Raw genomic sequence first — 20023 nt, 5'->3', positions numbered from 1 at the left:
ATGTTTACCTGCAATAATTAACGTTAGTTCTAGAAGGTTTGGGGAAATCATAAATATTAACCACTGAGATCAGGAAATTTATATGATATACTTTGTTTATGAACATTTATACTTGTACAAGCAACTTGAAGAGAAGGGAGGATCCCTTGTCTTGGGATTTGCAATGATACTCGGCATTTTAATTGCCGTCACTTTGCTCGTATGGTTTATCGGCTATTCGGTGCTTTTAAAGTTTGTTACCCGCATGGAAACACGATGGCAGCGGATTATGCACTTGCTTTCACGTGTGGAACGGTCCACGAATGACTTTTTAGCCGTCCTTGACCAGTATGGCAAATTACCAGCCGGAACAACAGAATCGCTTGAAAAAGTCATGGAAGATATGCAAGATCCGGCAAATGAACGCGGTGACCAATTGCATGCTTTCGGTATTTTAAACGATCGGGTTACGTTTTTATTTGAACAAATGGATGATGATGAGGATCTCAATGATCCCGAACTTGTGGAGATCAGCGAAGACTTAAATACGACGCTAACATTGTTGGAAACTGCCAGCCAGTCCTATAACTATGCCGTCGAGAAATACAACAAAAGCCTTACCGTTACTCCGACGAAATATGTGGCAAACGTTCATCAATTCAAACCACAGCTGATGGTCGATGAAACGGTTCACCGTTTATCATCGAGTGATCACGCAATATAACTAGATGAATATTCATCATGATATCCGGCATAAAAATACCGGATACGGGTCATAAAGCCCTCCATTCCTCTGAGATTCGAAATGGTACTATAATACGGTTTATGCTATATTATCCGTAGACAGGGCATAGTCGTTCTTTACATCATGCAATGCCCCTGCTAATTTTTTAGTACCCTTCTTGATGCGTGTATGTTGACCTTTAAGCGACCTTATCAGGTCGTCTTTTTTTGTCGATATAAAAAAAGAGCCGAGAAGCGGGGGAAACGACCTACTTCTCACCTCCACTCGGTACGCTGCATGCCAACCTATATTTTTAAGTCGTTTTTCGCTGCACGCGTCGGCCGTCAAATGTGAAAACGGTCGGCTTGGCTTGAATGACGGTTTCCAAATGCACGGGGCGCCCCCATAGTTGGTAAAGATAAGGAAGCGTTTTCTCCAAATAGGTAACGTCCAGTTCCGTTCCTTCATAATTATGGGTCAAAAGTAGTTCGCCGGCTTTCAAATAGTCCCCGTTGGTTACTGTGATATGAGGAAAACCGCCATTCACCCGTGATGCCACCAATTCATCACGAATGTTCGTCCAATCTTTATCTACAACTTCATAATTGCTTCCCTTCCTCGCAAATACGTACAAATCTTCCCGTTCGACGAAATCTTGCGTTAAATAATTGCGAATAAATGACTGGTCCGTCTCCAATTCTCTTACCTCAAAGATCTTATCCCTCCCTCTGCCGGGAACAACCCCTCTTTCCTTCATCTCCTCATTCGGGTTGTCGTAGCGTTCTTCAATATCCTCAAATATTTTCAACCCCAAGTAATAAGGGTTAATGGATGTTTTCGAAGGCATAATAACATTCGCATTCAATTGAGAAAATTCAATCGCTTCGGCTGAAGTTAAATCCATCTCTCGCATAATACGTGCATGCCAATACGATGCCCAACCTTCGTTCATGATTTTCGTTTCCATTTGTGGCCAAAAATAGAGCATTTCTTCACGCATCATCGTCATGATGTCCCGCTGCCACTCTTCCAATTCCAAGCTGTTCTCTTCAATGAACCACATGACATCCTTCTCGGGCTCTAGCGGAAACTTCTGTTTTTTCTTCTTCTCTTGCGGATTCGCCGGCCGATCCTGTTCCCATAAATCCGCGTACTGCGTCGAGGCTGAATTGCGCACCTTTTCTTCGTGCTCCCCTTCACGTCTGCGAATAGTCATACCCGGATCGACATGCTCTTGAATCGCAAGCACCGCATCCAAAAACGTTTCGACTTCCTGTTTTCCGTGTTCATGTTCGTAGGCTGCAATTCGTTCAGCTGTAGCACCCATACTTTCCACCATGTCTTGCCTTGTCATTCGAAAACGGTAATTGTTTTTAAAAAAATCACTGTGTGCCAAAACATGGGCAACAATTAATTGATTCTGGATTAAGCTGTTATTATTTAATAAAAATGCGTAACAAGGATTAGAGTTAATGACAAGTTCATAAATTTTACTCAGCCCCAGATCATACTGCACCTTCATCTTATGAAATTGTTTCCCAAAGCTCCAATGGGAAAAACGCGTCGGCATTCCATACGCTCCGAATGTATAAATGATATCCGCCGGACAAACCTCATAACGCATCGGAAAATAATCCAAGCCAAACCCTTTGGCGATTTCTGTAATAGCTTCAATTTTATCTTCCAATTGACGCAACTCACCTGCAGGCATTTCCATCCCCCTCCTGTTTCTATCTTCATTTATATGTGCGTAGAGGCTCGGGAATGCATCACATGTTTGATGAGCATCCATGGGAGGTATTGCAGAAGAGAGTCGAGAGTTAGTTAACCATAGGAGGAATCAAATGATGACAAGCATTCACGCAATTGCTTATGGCGTTGTTCAAGGCGTCGGTTTCCGTAACTTTGTGCAAGAAGCAGCAGAAAAAAACCACCTTTACGGCTGGGTGAGAAACCGTAAAGATGGTGCAGTAGAAATCGCAGCAGAAGGCGAAAAAACCGAAGTTGAACAATTTATCCAGATGGTCAAAAAGGGGAATGCATTTTCACGTGTGGAACGCGTTGAAGTTGAGGACGGGGCTGACGTTCAACACGACCGGCAGTTTTCCATTCGCCGTTAAAAAGAAGAAATATGGCGTTCCTGATCCCAAAGCAAATGACCGCTTTCTTCCAGCTTGTCCATCGCCTTGTCTGCCGGAAGTTTAGGAAGGGAGAATGTATCTGCGAGAACTTCCGACAAATCCTTTCGCGATTTCATCCTTCTTTTTATTTTTCCTCCGTTATGCGTGCGGATCGTCAATTCTTTATTTTTTAATGACAACATACGCCTTTTCCGTGCGCACCATTTTTCACAACGCAGTTGTTGCATATATTGGGCATCAGGTTGATAAGACTTGCGGATCGTGTCTTGAAAATCAGGAAGTTGGTAACAGCGATCAATGGAAAAGGCCCATTTTCGATCCACGATTCGGTCTGCAATCGTACGGATATATGTGTACTCCCCTTCTTTATCTCCAGCCATCAAAATTACTTTTTCTCCTGCAAAGAGGGGGACATGTGTCTGTTTATGCTTATTTAACGGCAATGGAGTTAAAAGCGGAACAGGCGTTCCGACGTCTACATAGAGGGGTTCTCCGGTTTCAGGTGCCAAAACCAGCAGAGCCATGTGATCTCCGCCCGGCTTAAGGAAAAACACCTGAAAACCTAAGGCTTCCAATAGTTTCGAGAATTGCAGATTGAGGGTAATGCACGTCCCCCCCGTATGAAAACACCGATGACGCCACAGAAAACGTTCAATATCTTCTGTTACACATGCCTGATCATGAAAAACAAGTTTGCCAATGTTTTCAAAAGGAAAGACATGTCGATGTGCGTTTAATAAATGCTTTAAATAAGGCGTAGATGCTTGTTTCTCGGACATTCCCATTAATCTTAAGTAATCATGCACCCATTCCATTTCCATCACCTGGCGCTTTCTTTCAATTAAAGTTGGATAATCGCAGATTAATGTCGGCCATGACGGCTTCTCGAAGTTCCGCAAGTGCTTGATGAGCCGCAGAGGGATTCGGTTCTTTCACTCCGAAATAACATTTCATTTTCGGTTCCGTTCCCGAAGGCCTTACGCATACCCACGATTCATCTTCACATTTGTACTTAAGCACATTCGAAGCAGGTAAATGAATTGGAGTTTGCCTCCCGTTATTCACAGTGACCGCCTCGCCTCGTTCATAATCTTCGATGACGGAAACGATTTGCCCTTCCCCAAAAGATACGGGCGGTTGCGTGCGAAAAGATGCAAGCAACGCTTCGATTTGTTCCTCTCCCTTTTTCCCTTTCAACGTTATTGATTCAATTCCCTCCCGGTAATAACCGAAACTTTCGTAAAGACTTGCTAATTTTTCCGTAAGCGTGTTTCCCTTTTGCTTTTCCGATAAGGCCATCTCAGTTATTACCAACGCCGTCTGTATGGCATCTTTGTCACGCACAAACGGGGCGAGCAAGTATCCATACGATTCTTCATATCCAAATAGGAATGTTCCGTCCTCCGCGCCATCTTCAAAACGCTTCATTTTCTCTGCGATAAATTTAAAGCCGGTCAATGTATCTTCACATGTTACACCGTAATGATCGGCGAGTGCCCGGCCACTTTCAGAGGTGACGATCGTCTTCAGCACCTTTCCGTTGATAGGCAAACCTTCTCTATCTTGTGCCAACAGATAATCGAGGAGCAGAAAGCCGGTCTCATTCCCCGTAAGCAGACGATATCCTCCATCTTCTTGCTTATCGGGAACGGCCACGCCCAGGCGATCTGCGTCAGGGTCAGTCGCAATCAACAAATCCGCATGCTGTTTTCTCCCCAGTTCCTTTGCTAATGCAAACGCTTCTCCCTCCTCAGGATTCGGCTTTGTCACCGTAGAAAAACCAGGGTCCGGTTTTGCTTGCTCAGGCACAATATGTACATCGGTATATCCATTTGTTTCAAATGCGTGCTTTAACGGTTCCAACGCCGTTCCATGGAGCGGGCTGAATACGACTTGGATGGCTGCTCCATTTTTTTTTCCCATCTCTGGCTGCCGGAGAACAGAACCAAGTGCCCGAATGTATTGATGGTCCATTTCCGGAGCCAACGTGTGGATAAGGCCGCCTTCTTCCATCTCTTTTTCATCTGCAATTGGAATCGACAGCTCATCCTCTATAGCCTCCACATACGCAATGAGCTTTTCGGCAGGTTCCGGTGTCAATTGTGCCCCGTCACTGCCATACACTTTTAAGCCATTGTATTCGGCCGGATTATGGCTCGCTGTGATCATGATGCCAGCCGATGCCTCGCGCTCGCGTACGGCAAACGATAACATAGGGGTCGGCCTTAACGAAGAAAAGAGGTCGACATTAATTCCTTCTTTTGCGAGGGTACGGGCAGCCTCCTTCGCAAATAGATCTGAATTTGTACGGGAATCAAACGCAATGACCACACTGGCTGTTCCTTCGGTTGCGTGAAGATAACGCGCCAAGCCTAAAGCAGCTTTACGCACCGTATAACGATTCATCCGGTTCGGCCCCGGGCCAAGCTCTCCGCGCATCCCTCCTGTTCCGAAAGTGAGGGTGCGATAAAAACAATCTTCCAAGGACCCTTCGTCTTCACTTTGAATCATCCTTTCCAGCTCGGCACTTAATTGCCGGTCATTTTGCAATCCGTGCCGCCATCGTTCTATCGTCTTGTGCATGATCTAATCTCCTCTCTTTTTTCTAAAAAGATGAAAGTCCGCTCGATTCTTGCAAACGGTACAACCAATGCTTCCATATCGCTACTTCCCCGTGCTCATTGAAATCATCGGTATAATGGCCTCCATCATTGGTCCACAACATATGAAAATAAGCTTCGACTTCCTGCATGAGTACGTGATCAACGGGAGCTTTGAGCATAACATTCGTTTCAAGGTTGAGGTCATCAAGGTTTCTACGCGTGTAATTCGTTGATCCGCCATTGACCACCGACGTATCCCCGTCCGTCATATAGAACATTTTCGTATGGTATTGCTCCCCACTCGTATTGTACCAACGTACGTCTATTCGCTCGGAGTACTCCTGCAGTTCAATCGCAACCGGTCGGTTAGGGACACCTATTCTCTCATGACCAAAAGATTCATCATTGGCGTCAAGAATCAGCCGGATATTTGCCCCGCGATCCGCTGCATCTTTTAGCGCTTGAATGACATCACGTTCCGAAATATAAAACATCCCAATCCAAATATCATCTCCGTTTCCCGCACGATCAATCGACATCAAGAGCTCCTCTTTCACTGCGCCCTCAGTAATTAATTTTGTATCTAAGCCGTCTGTAGAATCATCCTGCTCCCCATTATACTGCATAGCTTCAAAAGCCGTAGCATCCGCTCCTGACATTTCAGCGACTGCCCGTTCACTTTCAATAAAATCGTTCACGATCTCCCCTCTTACCGATATGGCTGCATTAGAGTGGTGAGCGCTGGCATCATGGGGATTGGCTGACGTAACGAGCGCTTCCCTTTCATTAATAACAACTTTGCGATGGTTCGCTTTAAAATTTAAGACATCCAAATAAGAACGTGCAGTGACAGGTTCAGCTTCAGCATCAAATGGACTTGGCAACCACCCACCCTTTGGGGTGCCAAACCATTGAAAGGCCGTGCGCCACAAGCCGGAATAAATGACGTTGGAATCCCGCAATGGAACCACATCCGTCCAAATTACCTGAATGCCCGCTTCTTCCAAACGTTGAATATGATCCGGCGTGCGTGAGCCATAGAAACTGTTAATGCGATCCGTCGTTACGACGATGGAGAGGTCGGGATTCGCTTTCTTTTTTTCAATTAATTGGTCACTAAACGAAGAAGCAAGATCCGGAAATGACATATCGGGATCGTATTCGTCATTAAATAAAAACATATCAACGACGATGAAATCATCCGCTTCCGAAATCATCTGTTCAATATGTGCAAAGATCTCGTGATCCTCTTGTATGTCCCCATCCTCTTCGTGTGTGATATCAAACAAAATTTCCGCTGCGGTGCCTTCATGCCATCGTCCCTCATAAGAGATATTCGGCGGCAGCGGCTTGAACATGCCATAAAACATAGCCGCGGCATAGGCAACGAGGAATACGCCAATAATCTTCGCGGCTTGATAACGTTTTAAAGGTTTCCGTTCAAGTCTGCGATTCATTTTCATCTCGTACATCCTTTCCAGAGTGGAAACGGTCTGTTTTATCGATGAAGCAATATGTACCTTCTTATTTTAACACGGAAGATACGAATTGTTGTATGATGATTTCATTTAAGCCTTATGTTATGATTTTTTCTAGACTAAAGACACATATAGGAGGAGGTGCACTCCATGAAATACGAAAAGGCCACTTTTGCAGGAGGATGTTTTTGGTGCATGGTGCGACCTTTTGAGGAAATGTCGGGGATCATAAATGTCCGTTCCGGGTATACGGGCGGTCACGTCGATCACCCGTCCTATGAAAGTGTCAAAAATGGACATACCGGCCATTTTGAAGCCGTTCAAATCACATATGACCCAAAACGTTTCTCTTATCAGCAATTGTTGGATCTTTACTGGGCACAAATTGACCCAACCGATGACGGCGGTCAATTCCATGATCGCGGGCCGCAATATAGAACCGCAATTTTTTATCATCATAAAAATCAACTTGATCAAGCGCAAACGTCAAAAGAAGCCATTGAAAAGAGCGGGAAATTTAACGGGGCACCGATCGTTACAGAAATTTTACCGGCAACAACTTTTTATGAAGCCGAAGAAAACCATCAGCAATTTTACAAAAAACAACCGGAAGCGTATAAAGAAGATCGCGCTGCATCCGGTCGAGACGCATTCATCCATGCACATTGGCATGCGATCGAATAAGGTTGGGGAGAGGTTGCTGATGACGCCATTGGAGCTGTGAATCGGCCGATCTTTGGCGTCCAAGGGCTCGGGGGATGCCATTGCCGGGCGTCAATCGGTTCATTTATGGCTTCCAAACGCTCCGATGACGCCATAAAACGCTCGATTCGCACAAGCATTGGCGTCCAAATGCCCGGATAACGCCATCGAAGTCGTGAATTATTAGTATTTGTATGCCGGGATCAAAAAATACTTGCCCCATCCTATCATCCATACTATAATAAGCAATGGAGCAGACGGCGGGATGTAGCTCAGCTTGGTAGAGCACAAGCATGGGGTGCTTGGGGTCGCAGGTTCAACTCCTGTCATCCCGACCATGATAAATGCTTATGTGATGCGGGTTTCGGCAATCAACGAAACCCGTTTTTAGTTTAAAATACGTTTAATTGGTCACCTTTTTTGGGATAAAGTGTTAAATACCATAATTAAACCCTCCTTGCACAAAACGAATGTTCGTCTATAATTAATGAGAACGCACATTCTTCAGGTGGTTATCTTACGTCTTGGAACGTAATTAAAAATTCGCTCTTACTTAAAAAAGCTTAGTGGCATGAATATGGCTTTCTTTTAACACGGAATATAACCCGTGTTTTATTATTTGAAAATTAGGGTATTTAAACTAATTATAAGGCCAGTCTGTAAGGCGGTGTTAGATGGCTTTTAATAATGGATCCGAAAAAATTGAATACGTTAATTTAAAGCGTGAATTCGAAAAGAATCTTAGTCGTGATTTAACAGATAAAGAAAAGGAATTCTTGATCTGGCTCGCTAAGAAGCATGCATGAGGGGAATCTAGTCAATTGTGAGTAGGTGAATATGAGTACCTTAAAAACCTTATCTGATGCATTACTAATTGAAGCTTACAAGAAGGCAAAAAAGCTAAATTTAGACAAAGATTTTATCATGCATTTAAAGAGCGAAATTCATCGTCGAGATTTGAACGACGATGAATTATTATAAGCAACACGGGCTGAGGCTCGTGTTTTTTGTTTGATAAAATCTTTTAAAGACCGTGTATCATGAAAGTCACCACAACCAATGATCGAGAAGGTATTACCGATGGCTCTCACCGATTCTAGCACAGTGGAGCGTAAGAACAAACATCTTAGTCAAACCGAGCATGGCGAAATCCAGGGGCTGCACAAGCAAGGTTTCCGTCTTCGTGCTATTGCCAGGGAACTTGGTCGGGCTCCGAGTACCATCAAACGCGAATGGGACCGGGGAAGCGTGGAGCAGCTCGATTCCAACTTGAAGGTCATACGGAAATAGTTTGCCGACACGAGCCAGCGTGTCTATGAAACGAACCGGCAGAACTGCGGGCGTAAACGTCGCTGGGTAATGGAGGCATCGCGTCCGTTTCTGGATTGGGCAGTAACGAAAATGCTCCAAGAGAAATGGTTCCCGGATGTGTGCGTGGGACGTGCAAAAGCGCAGGGAGACCGGGACGTTCCGATCCCCTGTACGCGGATCCTTTATGCCTATATCGATGATGGGCTCCTTGACGTGAAGAACATGGATCTGCATTTGAACGTGCGCCGTTCCAACAAGCAGCGACAGCCCCGTCAGCACAAAAAGGTGCTGGGTCCGAGCATCGACGAACGTGCGTCGGACGTAGACACCCGCGAAACCATCGGGCATTGGAGATCGACACCGCGAAAGATTTTGGAGCTATCAAACGTCCGACGAGGCTTTTGAGGCCGCGATCCCACAGGCGGGCCAGCCAGCCTGTGGGAAGGAAAACCTTTCCGCTGATACACGGAAATGACAGCCTAGCCCAAGGTGTTGCATTTATACTTGCATTTGAGGTTTGTCATCCGTATGTTTTAGTGTTGACCCTCTTACTGTGGTCTGTTTTTTTAGTTTGACTTGCTCGTCATAATATCCTCGCACACCCGAAGCTGTGCATGAACAAACGATGATATCTTCACGGTCATTAGAGTCGTGGTGTTTACCTAAAACACGCACTGGTCTTTTATGTATTTCCCCGTCTGATAACACGATTTTCGCAAAGAAAAAATCGCAGGTTCAACTCCTGTCATCCCGACCATGATAAATGCTTATGTGATGCGGGTTTCGGCGATTGCCGGAACTCGTTTTGTTTGGAACTAACTTTTGTCCTCAAAACGAGTGGAAATAAGAAAAAAAGAGGAAGGAGTCATCGCTACTCCAACCCTGTATGGCATCTGTATCAAATGCACAAAATTTCAAGCTGCCATTGCGTGCACCCATTCTTCCCTATGATTCATACTCCTCGATGATATCCCCCACTTTCGGGACAACATAACCGCTTCCCCCATCTTCTTGCACGTCTTCAAGCATCATCGTCACTAGCAAGTCAGCCTCGTCTGCGTCAAAAGCGACAAACCAGCCTAATTGATCATTATCTTCATCCTCCAGGCTCTCCTTTAATTCAGCGGTACCGGTTTTTCCGGCAAGCGTTCTCCCGGAAACTTGTGCTTCATGTCCGGTACCATCAGATTCTTCAACCACCTCTATTAAACTTTGTAAAATGGTATCGGCGGTTTCAGGCTCCATCACATCTTCGTTCCACACTTCCGGTTCGCCAGCGTCCTCTGTCAACAAAACAGGTGCCAACATATCTCCTTCATTTAAAAATGGGGTGTAAGTCATGGATAAATGAAGCGGACTCATTTGTACCTCCCCCTGGCCATAGGAACTGTCAGCTAGCATAACCTCATTTTCAAACGTATCATCCTCGGTTAATGTTGAGGATTCTACCGGATATGTGGAGGGAACATCTTCTCCAAAACCAAACTCCCCGATCCCCTCTGCAAAGGTATCCTCTCCCATTTCCAACGCGGTTTGGGCTAAGAATATGTTATCCGAAAACACGAGGGCATCCCTTAGGTCTACTGGTTCTTCAGGATCTGTCACCCGTGTCACCTCGTAATCCCCCATGATTCATCCATTTGCCACTCCAGTCCCTCGATATCAAACGTCTCTTCGGGTGTAATTGTTTCTGATTCCAAAGCGGTGGCGGCTGTCATGTGTTTGAAGGTTGAACCGGGTGAAAACGTATATTGGAAACGATTCAGCAATGGCTGATCCGGATCATCTTCCCATTCAGCATGCATTTCGTCACTCTGATCTGCTACATAAACATTGGGATCATACGCCGGTGCATTAACCATTGCCAGCACTTCACCTGTCGTAGGGTTCACGGCTGTTGCTGTACCGTGATCATCATCAAATTGCTCAAAAATATTCTCCTGCAATTCCATATCAATTGTTAGATGAAGATCTTCACCATCAATGGGTTCCTTTTCATCAATGGTTTCCAGCGGTTCTTCTGCATCTTCCTCATAAGTGTAAATCTCTCCACCTGTTTCTCCTTTCAGTTCATCTTCGAACAAGGATTCTACCCCGGTCACACCGAGTAAATCATGTGAACCGTAACCCTCTTCTTCCAGTTCTTCCAATTCCTCTTCTGTAATCTCCCGGATATACCCCACCAGATGAGCGGCAGATTCTGCATAAGGATAAACGCGTGATTCTTCCGGCTGATACGTGACTCCGGCGATATCCTCCAACAATTCATCTTCTATGTAATCTTGTTCATCTTCCGACATGGTATAGATCGGAACAAAACTATCTGCATTCACCCATTCTTGTTCCAACTGTGATTCAATATCCTCTTCCGAAATATCCAATTCCCCAGCCAAATCCTCAATGGATTGTTCTTCCTCATCTTCCATACGCTCCGGAACAATCCCAACTTGTAAAACCGTTCCGTTTATAGCCAGTCCATCCTCGTTCCGATCATAAATTTCTCCCCGCTCAGCTTCCATAGTGTTTACTCCAATATGATCATCCTCGTCCATTTCCGGAAAAATAAGTTGTTGGTCCCAATGCACATACCAATTTTCCTCATCATCTCGTTCTTCCAAAATCAACTGCACATCATGGCTAAAAGAAACCTCTCCGGCTAACGTTTCCATGGATACGTCAATCGGAAATTGAACCTCCCCTTCTTCGCTCACGTCCCATTCCTCTGGATAGAGTGGTTGTACGGTTAGATCACTCATTTGAATATCCGCATAAATATCTTCATACCGGTCGACAAAATCCTCGGACGAGATATTTTCCAGCGTTTCTGTAGACAATTGTTCAAACATGCTTTCAAAGTTTTCATCTTCCCAATCTGACACATAAGTATCAAAAGCCGCTTCAGGTTGCGGGTCCTCAGAGCAAGCTGCAAGAACCAACATGAAGAGCATGCCAAGAAAAATCTGTACTTTATTTCGCATAAAATACGTATGTGCTCCTCGATTAATGTTCATCATTTTTATCCCCTTTTAAATATTTTCATAGTTGTGATTGTAACTATATGTACGTATTGTTTCAAACAAAAGACCTATGTAATCTTGAGATAATTTAGGGACTGCTGAATAACGGAAAAAGACTGGCACATAAGCATTTTCCGTTGGTGTTGTCAAAGCTGGATGCAAGGAAATCCGTCCTATAAGCAAAAAAACCCTTGCACTTCTGGCAACGTATGGTGGGACGGTGCTGCAATGGCGAGCCTCCAGCGGAAAAACGGACGCGTCAAGCCCCCACAGCGCCGGTTTTGCGCGAGGAGGCTTGACCGTTCGTCCGCGGAAAGCGAAGCCATGGAAGCGGCATCCCGGCTTCAGCTGATAGCTGCATGTTGTTCAGCAATCCCTACTTATGCAAGTAGGAAAGGTGATTTATACTTTCTGACCTGCCAAAAAAAGCACGGCGCTCGCTTTGAGGCCGTGCTTTTTGATTATCCCGGTGGTAAGGTCGGATTCGTGCAAGTGCAGGCGCCATGAACTCGTCATGACGACCGAAAAAGCGATCGGCTCCTGCGTCCGGGCGTCATAACCGTTTTATGGGAACCGTAAAGATCAGACTCGAGCGACCGATTCACTCAACTAACCTTCAGAGGAAAAGCTCTCTGACGGGCGTTTCACTTTATTGTGCCAACGCGTTTTCCTGCTCCTTGCGAAAAAACCACTGTAATGCATTAAAAACGTGTTTTTTCTCTTTTAAAATATAATAACGGAACCTCGGGTCATCAATGGACTGGAAGACATTCATTAACGTAGAATGACGGCTATACGCATTCACTTCCCCGTAGCCAAACATGTTCGCTTTTTCCATAATTTTCTTTAGTAATTGCAAGCAATACTTATTGTCCGATGTTAAATTGTCTCCGTCAGAAAAATGAAAGGGATAAATATTGTACAGTTGCGGATCATAGTGTTGCTCGATCCGTTCCAACGCCAATTCATAAGCGGACGAACAGATCGTGCCCCCGCTCTCCCCCTTTGAAAAAAACTGTTCTTCATCGACCACTTTAGCCTCCGTATGATGGGCGATAAATTCAATTTCCACTGACTCATACTTCGTTCTCAGAAAACGCGTCATCCAGAAAAAGAAACTGCGCGCCATGTACTTCTCCCATTTTCCCATCGAACCGGACGTATCCAACATCGCCAATATAATCGCTTTCGATTCAGGCTTTTCCCGATCATTCCATGTTTTAAAGCGTAAGTCGTCACGATAAATGGGGTTAATGGCCGCTCTTCCTTCCATCGCATTTCGCCTCAACGCCGAGAGAATGGTCCTTTTTTTATCAATGTTCCCCATTAGCCCCTGTTTACGCACATCATTAAATTCGATATCTTCAACGACTAAATGATCATCTTCCTTACGCTGTAAATTGGGCAATTCCAAGTGCTGAAACAACGCTTCTTCAAGATCCGCAATGGACACTTCCGCTTCATAGTAATCTTCCCCTGCCTGATCCCCCGGCTTCGACCCTTTCTGACCGCCTTGCCCTTTTTGTTTCCCCGAACGCGCGACAACATCACCGACTTCACTGTCCCCATCTCCTTGACCGACATGCTTATTCAAGTCATCGCTATATCGGATTTTATACTCATCCAACGATCGAATGGGAACTCGAATGATATCCCTGCCATTGGACATCACGATACTTTCATCTGTGACGAGGTCTTGCAAATTTTTCTGAATCGCATCCTTTACTTTTTCTTCATGCCTGCGTTGATCTTGGTATCCTTTTCTGTGGAGGGACCAATTTTCTTCAGAAATGACAAAGGATGGCTTCCGATTGTTACTCATCTTAAACCCCTCCTTTGGGATTTTTCTAGCCACTGAAAACTTTTATATACCGAGGGAGGCACTCCGTTTCACGACACCTCGGACACATCGTGTTATACCATCCTATGCAGCAAAATCGTAGAATTGTATTAATTCATAAGAAAAAAAAGACCCATTAAAGGTCTTAATCAATAAATGTAAATTCACTGAGCGGCCAATACCTGAAGCTCGCTTTTCCGACTACATCCTCATATGGAACAAAACCGATGTTGCGGCTATCCTGGCTATTGTTTCGATTATCTCCCAACACAAATAAATGATCGTCCGGAACAACCGGTTCGGACGTTAATTCCTCGAGAGTAAAATCTTCCGTAATTTCTCCGTTATACGCGTGGTCTAAAAATGGCTCTTCCACGGCTTCATCATTTATATATAGTGTATCATTTTCGTAGCTCACATCATCTCCGGGGATCCCGATCACCCGTTTTATATAATCGTTTTCCTCGGTCGCGTTAAAGACGATAAGATCGTTTCGGTCCGGTTCAGAGAATTCATAACTAATTTTATTAATAATCAGCCGCTCCTCGCTTTCGATTGTCGGCATCATGGACTCCCCATGGACCATATAGTTTGCAAATAAAAACGTGCGAACAATGAATACGATGATAATGACTACTGCAAACGTTACAACCCAATCCCATAATTCCTTTGCGATCTTGTTCACATCTATTCCCCCATTTTCATTCCACTTATTAATGTACCATTCATTCATTCGCACGACAAACGAAATTGGATTAGTGTTTCAGCAGGATCGGTTTCTTCCCTCGATTTATTACACACTTTTTGACTTTTCACTTGCATTTTTCCTGTTTTTTGTAAAGAATATGGATAGGTATGTAACGCATTTATCTATGTTTGCGACTAATCAAAGAGGGCACCAATGGGGTGAATGAAAACTATGAAGCGTTGGCTCATTTCTATTTTGCTTGTCCATTTATTTACTATTCCCGAGCTTGCCCATTCCCAAGTATCTTACGATCATCCTCCTGCGGTCGAGATGGAACGGGAGGGGGATCAAGTGACGCTTGATTGGGGACCGCATCCAAATACAGGGTACCAAATATCCATTGTCGATTCTTATGAAGGAGACCATGGGTGGAACATCGATTATTCACTCTCTTATCCTCCACAGGATGACCAAGACGGCATTTTGCACACAGAAACCCACCCACAGGCAAAAACGACAGTTCCTGAAGATGTCCAAAATGTGCGATTACATGAAGAAAAAAATGGAATAACTTACGAACAGCTTCCGACCACTGACGTCCACGACCGTTATTCCTGGACGTTGGAATTCGATGAAGATGTGTCGGAGGAGGATGTGAGCAATGATTTGATTTATGTCGTGGACGAAGAAAATGAAAGGCAAGACAATGTCATTCTGATCTCATCTCCGACGCAAATTCAAGTGCTTCCACCGACCGACGGCTATGAAACCGGAGGTTTATACCATTTGTATATCGATCCTTCATTGGAAAGTCAAAGTGGCTCCACATTGGAGCAAGGGTACAAGCAGTCATTCTACATTAATGGGGACCACCATGAATGGCAGCCACCCAACCAAGTAGAAAATCATACCTTTACGTTCGATTCCGGTGAAGAGGATGAAGGTGAAGAAGAAGCTTCAGAAAGCGAGCGAATTTATAGCGTCTTCCCCGTCGATATCGAAGACGAACGTGATGAAGCTTATGTGATTCGCCAGCTTGACCCCTATAATGAAGAAGAAGTCGTCATTCCTCCTGTGACAACTCCGTCGTTTTTCTTGCCGGTTCATCCGCTACTGCCTTACCCGCATCAATATGGAGTATATGAACTGCATTGATTAGGAAAAAATCGAGTTGGGAAAGAGGTCCCACACTCGATTTTTTATCCTTTATGTTTTAGCGATTTAATAAGCTGCCGACATACTTGAGGAGATCATTCGCGGAATGAGTATTGTACCCGTGTTCATCAACAAGACGTGCAATCACTTCGTTGATTTTTTTCAATTGCTCCTCATCCGGTGTTTGTACGGACGTTGTTATTTTCACAACATCTTTTAAATCAGCAAATAATTTCTTTTGAATCGCTTCCCTGAGACGTTCATGGGAATTGTAATCAAATTTGTGTCCTTTACGCGCATAAGCCGATATACGGATGAGTATTTCTTCACGAAATGCTTTTTTTGCATTCTCGGAAATGCCGATTTGCTCTTCAATGGAGCGCATGAGTTTTTCATCGGCGTTTAATTCATCGCCTGTAATCGGGTCATAAATCGTATGGTTGTTACAGTAGGCTTCAACGTTATCCAAGTAATTATTGACGAGTGTTTTTGCCTGTTCTTCATAAGAATAAACAAATGCTTTTTGAACTTCTTTTTTGGCAATTTCATCATATTCTCGGCGGGCGACGGAGATAAAGTCTTTATAACGTTCCCGGTCTTCTTTGCTGATCGATGCATGCTGATCCAAGCCTTCCTTCAATGACCGCAAAACATCAAGGGCGTTAATGGATGCCGCATCTTTGCGAATGATGGCCGATGAAATGCGATTGATGACGTAACGGGGATCGATGCCCGACATGCCTTCATCCTGATATTCATTTTTCAAATCTTTCACGTCTTGATCTTTAAATCCTTCCACGATTTCTCCATCATAAAGGCGGAGTTTTTTCAAGAGATCAATGCCTTGATTTTGCGATTCCTTCAGCCTTGTAAGCACGGAAAATATCGCTGCGGTCCGCAATGCATGAGGGGCAATATGCACGTGCGTCATATCGCTTTCCGCGATCATTTTATCATAAATGCGTTCCTCTTCGGTCACTTTTAAATTATAGGGAACGTTCATGACAATGATTCTCGATTGCAGGGCTTCGTTCTTTTTATTATTGATAAATGACCGATATTCCGCTTCATTCGTATGGGCGACGATTAGCTCATCCGCACTTATCAAAGCAAAACGACCGGCTTTGAAATTTCCTTCTTGCGATAATGAAAGCAAATGCCAAAGAAATTTCTCATCACTCTTAAGCATCTCCTGAAATTCCATAAGCCCGCGGTTTGCTTTATTCAATTCCCCGTCAAAACGATAAGCTCTCGGGTCGGATTCCGAGCCATACTCCGCAATCGTGGAAAAATCAATGCTGCCGGTAAGGTCGGCAATGTCCTGTGATTTGGGGTCGGATGGACTAAAGGTGCCGATGCCGGTTCTGCGATCCTCGGAAAAGAAGATCCGCTCCACCATCACATCTTCTACTCGCCCCCCGTACTCTTGTTCCAAACGCATTGTATTAAGCGGCGAAAGCGCCCCTTCCACTCGAATTCCATACGCTTCATAAAATTCATCACGCAAATGATAAGGGATTAAATGGAGCGGGTCTTCTTGCATCGGACAGCCTTTGATCGCGTACACAGCCCCTTCATCCGTGTAAGAGTATTCCTCCAATCCACGTTTTAATAAGTTTACGATCGTGGACTTTCCGCCGCTTACCGGTCCCATAAGTAACAGGATCCGTTTGCGTACATCAAGGCGTTTAGCCGCAGAATGAAAGTATTCCTCCACTAACTTTTCAATCGAATCTTCAAGTCCGAAAAGATGTTGACTGAAGAACGGATAGCGTTTTACATCTCCTTCCTCGTCTTCTTCCATCCCTTTATTTCTGATCATGTTATATACCCTAGAGTGGGCTGTTTGAGCAATTTCCGGACGTTGTTTCAGCAACTCCAAGTACTCTTTAAACGTACCTTCCCACCTTAAATTCTCTTGATCATTGCGATGCTTCTGCATTTTTTCTAAAATATCCACCGATTGGCCTCCCTTTTAATGAATCTTCCTTGAGTCTAATTGAACGGTGAATGCTTAAGAAACCGGGGATCCTTTTGGCGGAACTCCGGGACTTAGGATGAATTGCTTGTGTCTTTGCATTCTATGCAGGGAAGCCAGACGCAATAACCATTTGAAAAAAAAGGCCGTCCGGGGTTAGAAAAAAAAGAAACCCGGCATATAAGCCGAGTTGTCAAAGGAAACTCACGTATGGAAAACGACGTTAAACGAACGAAGACGGTTCGTCGTTGATGGTTGTTGTTCACCTGAAGATTTGCCGCCGTGTGCTTTCTTGAATGCATCGCTTTCCAGCCAGTTCTCGTAGTTTTCCTTCGTATCCCACTTCGTATAAACGACCAACGTATCCGTTTCTTCTCCGCTTTCCAAGAAAAGAAATTCCAAACAACCCGGCACATCCTTCATCCGATCTTTGCTTTTTTCAAAACGCGCTTTCAAATGATCTTTTTGATCCGGTTCCACTTTAAGCTCATTCATCACCACATACATCGTAGCGACTCCTCCTTTATTCATGTCGTCCACCATCAGTATAGCTTGCCAAGCCACATTTTGGCAACGGATGCATAGGCCGTCTCCTTTTTGTCAAAGCACCCGTATACAATCCGCATCATTTCCGTTATAATAAGTGATAAGAAATTGTTGTACAGGATCTTACATAGCAAAAGGAGGCCACTCGTAATGGACATACTTCTTATACTCGGCGTTTGCCTCGCCTTCCTCATCTCCATTTGGACAGCCGGCCGCAATTCAAAGCCCCATCAACCATAATGGAATGCCGATACCCTTGCTGATCCCAAGGGTATTTTTGTTTACCTGCATAAGTGCAACTAAAGCTTTCGCCATAAAAGCGTGGCGAAAAGCCAAGTTTTCTAATAACGAAGTCCTGGAAACGATTGCTGTTGCAATGCTTCGTAGACAACAACGGCCACGGCATTCGAAAGATTGAGCGACCGCACTTGATCATTTTGCGGCAAACGAATGCAACGTTCCGGATACGCTTTTGCGATATTCGCCGGCAGGCCCTTTGTTTCCTTTCCGAAAATAAAATAATAATCCTGCGTGACATCCCGGTAATCACAGGACGAATACGGCATACTCCCGGTCGTTTCAACAAAATAAAGATTCTCTCGCTTTTTATCCGCTAAAAATGCGTCGAGGGATTCATGGTGCTTAATAAGAACATGCGGCCAATAATCGCAACCGGCACGTTTTAACATGCGATCTTCCGTCGAAAAACCCAAAGGGTGAATTAAATGGAGAAACGTCCCGGTTCCTGCGCTTGTTCTGGCAATATTCCCTGTATTAGCGGGGATTTCCGGTTCATGCAAAACAATATGTAGGCTCATTTCAATTGCCACCTTTGTATAAATTCACGCTAATAGTATAGCATACATGTGACATTTCAAGGCTTCCCGGAACGACCGAGAAGCCTTCTTTCACGTCATTTGATCATTCATTTGAAAAAACTTATAAGCGATATTCGGGGTCCAGGCCGTAGAATCTTCATAGTTCCAATATCGATTACGGCTGTTCTCGGTTTGAGCATTTACAAGCGGCTCATGATTCCCATCTTTCATGACGACAATCGTATTGTGCTCCCAGCGACCGTCGCCATCGAAATCATAACAAATAATATCTCCAGGTTGTAAATCAGTGGCTCTTTCCACCTCTTTTGCCGTCAGCCCCGTCGTAGTGCCACTTAAATGCCAACGCATCGAATGGGCAACCGCCCAACTGTAACTCCAGTTTTCGCCCGTATACCACCAACCCTTTTCCCTGTGAGGAGCACCGTGCATCGGTGCCCCCCCTGCTTTTAAACATTGGGAAATAAAATTCGTGCAATTATCCGTAAAATGACGATATTGGGGATTATAAGCATTCCACCAACGCTCCGCGTATTTCACCGCTTCCAACCGGTTATAGTTAGGCGTTCGTTCAAGAGAATTTCGTGAATCATTCAAGGATTCGAATGCTCCTCTTTTCATCTCACCGGGATTGGGCGCTGGCAGCCGTCTATCTTGAATGATTTTTTTTCCTTTTAAAACCGATCGTCGGTATTCTCTCGATTCCTCAAGATAATAGCTTTCGTTGGCAAGAACAAACCTTGCATAATCATACGTATAATAAACGGTACGATCATGCCCACATGATGTATAGCGATAAGGAACAATCTGCCCGCTCATCTTCAGCACGCGTGTATTGCTTTGCTTCATTCGCTTTTGCTCCCTTTCAAAGCATTTGCGCTCATCATCTGTCATCGCCTTAACCTTCGTTCCATCTAAATGACACTGGTTTAATTGACTAAGATGCTTTTCAAATAGCTGCTTCGTCTCCCTATCCAACCCGCTCCCCCCTTCACGAAATCACTTCTAATCACTACATTATGCCC

Annotated in this window: 17 protein-coding genes, 1 tRNA gene and 1 pseudogene; 8 read left to right on the top strand and 11 right to left on the bottom strand. The window is 44.5% G+C overall.

Annotation, left to right across the window (positions count from 1 at the left end; all coding sequences use genetic code 11):
• Positions 1-151: 151 nt before the first annotated feature.
• Complete coding sequence (locus HUG20_RS06130) at positions 152-703, top strand: LemA family protein (protein ID WP_200089191.1); 552 nt, start codon at positions 152-154, stop codon at positions 701-703.
• A gap of 313 nt (positions 704-1016) precedes the next feature.
• On the opposite strand, the gene HUG20_RS06125 is transcribed toward HUG20_RS06130, so the two are convergent.
• Positions 1017-2414: a SpoVR family protein gene (locus tag HUG20_RS06125; protein ID WP_200089189.1), complete on the bottom strand. Its 1398-nt coding sequence runs from the start codon at positions 2412-2414 to the stop codon at positions 1017-1019.
• A gap of 133 nt (positions 2415-2547) precedes the next feature.
• Here HUG20_RS06125 and HUG20_RS06120 point away from each other — a divergent pair, with 133 nt between their 5' ends.
• Positions 2548-2823 carry an acylphosphatase gene (locus HUG20_RS06120; protein ID WP_246476560.1) on the top strand — a complete coding sequence of 92 codons (276 nt, stop codon included), beginning with the start codon at positions 2548-2550 and terminating at the stop codon, positions 2821-2823.
• Here the strand turns inward: HUG20_RS06120 and HUG20_RS06115 are convergent.
• Genes HUG20_RS06115 through HUG20_RS06105 form a run of 3 tightly spaced genes read right to left on the bottom strand, consistent with a single transcriptional unit; the run spans position 2820 to position 6910 of the window.
• Positions 2820-3665: an arylamine N-acetyltransferase gene (locus tag HUG20_RS06115; protein WP_200089187.1), complete on the bottom strand. Its 846-nt coding sequence runs from the start codon at positions 3663-3665 to the stop codon at positions 2820-2822. The two genes, HUG20_RS06120 and HUG20_RS06115, sit on opposite strands and share 4 nt — an antisense overlap.
• Positions 3666-3681: 16 nt before the next feature.
• Positions 3682-5427, bottom strand: a complete 1746-nt coding sequence (locus tag HUG20_RS06110; RefSeq protein ID WP_200089185.1) for a phospho-sugar mutase — start codon at positions 5425-5427, stop codon at positions 3682-3684.
• 22 nt (positions 5428-5449) lie between these two features.
• The gene (locus tag HUG20_RS06105; protein ID WP_200089183.1) at positions 5450-6910 is read right to left on the bottom strand and encodes a phospholipase D family protein; all 1461 of its coding nucleotides are present in this window, start codon (positions 6908-6910) and stop codon (positions 5450-5452) included.
• A 165-nt stretch (positions 6911-7075) separates the two neighbouring features.
• Here HUG20_RS06105 and msrA point away from each other — a divergent pair, with 165 nt between their 5' ends.
• The 4 genes from msrA to HUG20_RS19940 all read left to right on the top strand — a co-directional run bounded on the left by msrA (position 7076) and on the right by HUG20_RS19940 (position 8917).
• On the top strand, positions 7076-7609 hold the full coding sequence (gene msrA, locus HUG20_RS06100; RefSeq protein ID WP_200089181.1) for a peptide-methionine (S)-S-oxide reductase MsrA: 534 nt from the start codon (positions 7076-7078) through the stop codon (positions 7607-7609).
• 279 nt (positions 7610-7888) lie between these two features.
• Positions 7889-7965, top strand: a tRNA-Pro gene (locus HUG20_RS06095).
• Positions 7966-8464: 499 nt separating this feature from the next.
• Complete coding sequence (gene sda / locus HUG20_RS19945; RefSeq protein WP_200089179.1) at positions 8465-8608, top strand: sporulation histidine kinase inhibitor Sda; 144 nt, start codon at positions 8465-8467, stop codon at positions 8606-8608.
• A 78-nt stretch (positions 8609-8686) separates the two neighbouring features.
• Positions 8687-8917 (top strand): helix-turn-helix domain-containing protein, encoded by a 231-nt coding sequence (locus HUG20_RS19940; RefSeq protein ID WP_425504098.1) that lies wholly within the window; start codon positions 8687-8689, stop codon positions 8915-8917.
• Positions 8918-9883: 966 nt separating this feature from the next.
• Here the strand turns inward: HUG20_RS19940 and HUG20_RS19105 are convergent.
• Positions 9884-11784 (bottom strand): annotated as a pseudogene (locus HUG20_RS19105) (penicillin-binding transpeptidase domain-containing protein).
• 391 nt (positions 11785-12175) lie between these two features.
• Here HUG20_RS19105 and HUG20_RS19415 point away from each other — a divergent pair.
• Entirely contained in the window at positions 12176-12307 is a 132-nt protein-coding gene (locus tag HUG20_RS19415) for a hypothetical protein (protein WP_281392523.1), read from the top strand.
• Positions 12308-12604: 297 nt separating this feature from the next.
• On the opposite strand, the gene yhbH is transcribed toward HUG20_RS19415, so the two are convergent.
• Both yhbH and lepB read right to left on the bottom strand, forming a co-directional pair.
• Complete coding sequence (gene yhbH / locus HUG20_RS06070) at positions 12605-13777, bottom strand: sporulation protein YhbH (protein WP_200089172.1); 1173 nt, start codon at positions 13775-13777, stop codon at positions 12605-12607.
• Positions 13778-13940: 163 nt separating this feature from the next.
• Positions 13941-14480, bottom strand: coding sequence for a signal peptidase I (lepB, locus tag HUG20_RS06065; protein ID WP_246476559.1), 540 nt, complete (start codon positions 14478-14480; stop codon positions 13941-13943).
• Between the two features lie 234 nt (positions 14481-14714).
• Here lepB and HUG20_RS06060 point away from each other — a divergent pair, with 234 nt between their 5' ends.
• Positions 14715-15638: a hypothetical protein gene (locus HUG20_RS06060; RefSeq protein ID WP_200089168.1), complete on the top strand. Its 924-nt coding sequence runs from the start codon at positions 14715-14717 to the stop codon at positions 15636-15638.
• A 58-nt stretch (positions 15639-15696) separates the two neighbouring features.
• On the opposite strand, the gene HUG20_RS06055 is transcribed toward HUG20_RS06060, so the two are convergent.
• From HUG20_RS06055 to HUG20_RS06040, 4 genes are all read right to left on the bottom strand, one after another.
• A complete protein-coding gene (locus tag HUG20_RS06055) occupies positions 15697-17598 on the bottom strand; it encodes a PrkA family serine protein kinase (RefSeq protein WP_200089166.1) in 1902 nt (633 codons plus the stop codon).
• Positions 17599-17820: 222 nt separating this feature from the next.
• Entirely contained in the window at positions 17821-18147 is a 327-nt protein-coding gene (locus HUG20_RS06050) for an antibiotic biosynthesis monooxygenase family protein (protein WP_246476558.1), read from the bottom strand.
• Between the two features lie 356 nt (positions 18148-18503).
• Positions 18504-18980: a tRNA (cytidine(34)-2'-O)-methyltransferase gene (locus HUG20_RS06045; RefSeq protein ID WP_200089164.1), complete on the bottom strand. Its 477-nt coding sequence runs from the start codon at positions 18978-18980 to the stop codon at positions 18504-18506.
• Positions 18981-19070: 90 nt separating this feature from the next.
• Positions 19071-19976 (bottom strand): amidase domain-containing protein, encoded by a 906-nt coding sequence (locus HUG20_RS06040; protein ID WP_246476557.1) that lies wholly within the window; start codon positions 19974-19976, stop codon positions 19071-19073.
• Positions 19977-20023: the final 47 nt, after the last annotated feature.

Origin of the sequence: Salicibibacter cibi (assembly GCF_016495865.1) — a bacterium.
Taxonomy (GTDB): Bacteria; Bacillota; Bacilli; order Bacillales; family Marinococcaceae; genus Salicibibacter; species Salicibibacter cibi.
Note: the sequence above shows the minus strand (reverse complement) of the source record. Positions and strands in the feature narration are given on the sequence as shown.